The organism is Vibrio sp. 1401 (assembly GCF_033340295.1).
In genome coordinates this window covers 1-799 of sequence record NZ_JAWOWF010000252.1, presented here as the reverse complement: position 1 = coordinate 799, position 799 = coordinate 1, and the positions used below count along the sequence as shown (strand labels likewise).

2 pseudogenes are annotated in these 799 nt (G+C 42.9%); one reads left to right on the top strand and one right to left on the bottom strand.

Going from position 1 to position 799, the window contains the following annotated elements:
* A pseudogene (locus R7Z77_RS24915) lies at positions 1–490 on the top strand (lipase family protein); the annotation flags it as partial.
* 154 nt (positions 491–644) lie between these two features.
* Here the strand turns inward: R7Z77_RS24915 and R7Z77_RS24910 are convergent.
* Positions 645–799, bottom strand: a pseudogene (locus R7Z77_RS24910) (amidohydrolase family protein); the annotation flags it as partial.

The following is a 799-nucleotide window of genomic DNA, read 5'->3' as shown; positions in this document are numbered from 1 at the left end:
ATTGAATCGTGCTCAAGGTCTTTTTCCTAGCGCACATTTTATGGCGGAGTACAGTTCTTATACACAGACTGCAACCTGGGATAGCCTTGGCTTTCAAAAGGCAAGCTCCACTTTTAAACGCGTCGTTTTAAACTATGAGAATCGACTTCAAGCCACACCTTCTGCTGATTGGGCAGATAAGATCTCGGCAGCGCTCCTTACGTTGTTAGTTGATGGTGGGGCTGCGGCGTCAGTCTTTGCCCTGCAAAATGTAGGTTCTGCTATTGCTACTATATATGACGCGATTGCTCGTTCAATCGTCAAAATTTCAGAACTCTCTAGCGAATTTTCTGAACGCGTAAAAGGTTTACTTGGCCACATGTTGGTATTTGCGGGGAAAGGTGCAAATATCGCGATCAAATTTACTTATTCCTTTATTCGTTGGGTGTTTGAATTGGTGCTAAGTAAGTTGAATCAGGCTGTTAAAGCCGCTCTCAAAACGACCTTCTGATTTTGATTAATCCTCCTTTGCTTAGGTGTGGTTTATTCTTAAATACGAAAAGTTTCCTACTTGGTTAGCGAAGCTAGTGGCGAGCAAATAGATAAAGTGCTTGGTGAGTCAGATAGAAAACACCGCCTCGATAGCGGCGGTGTTTTATTTTGGATTACTGTCGTTGATAAACCGATCGACCTCTGCTGATGGTTTCTTCCACGTTTAGGTCTTTTAGCGCCTTAGGTTCAATCTTCATCGGGTTGTTATCGAGGATGATTAAATCCGCATTCTTACCACTTCGATAGAACCTTTATACGACTCCTCGAA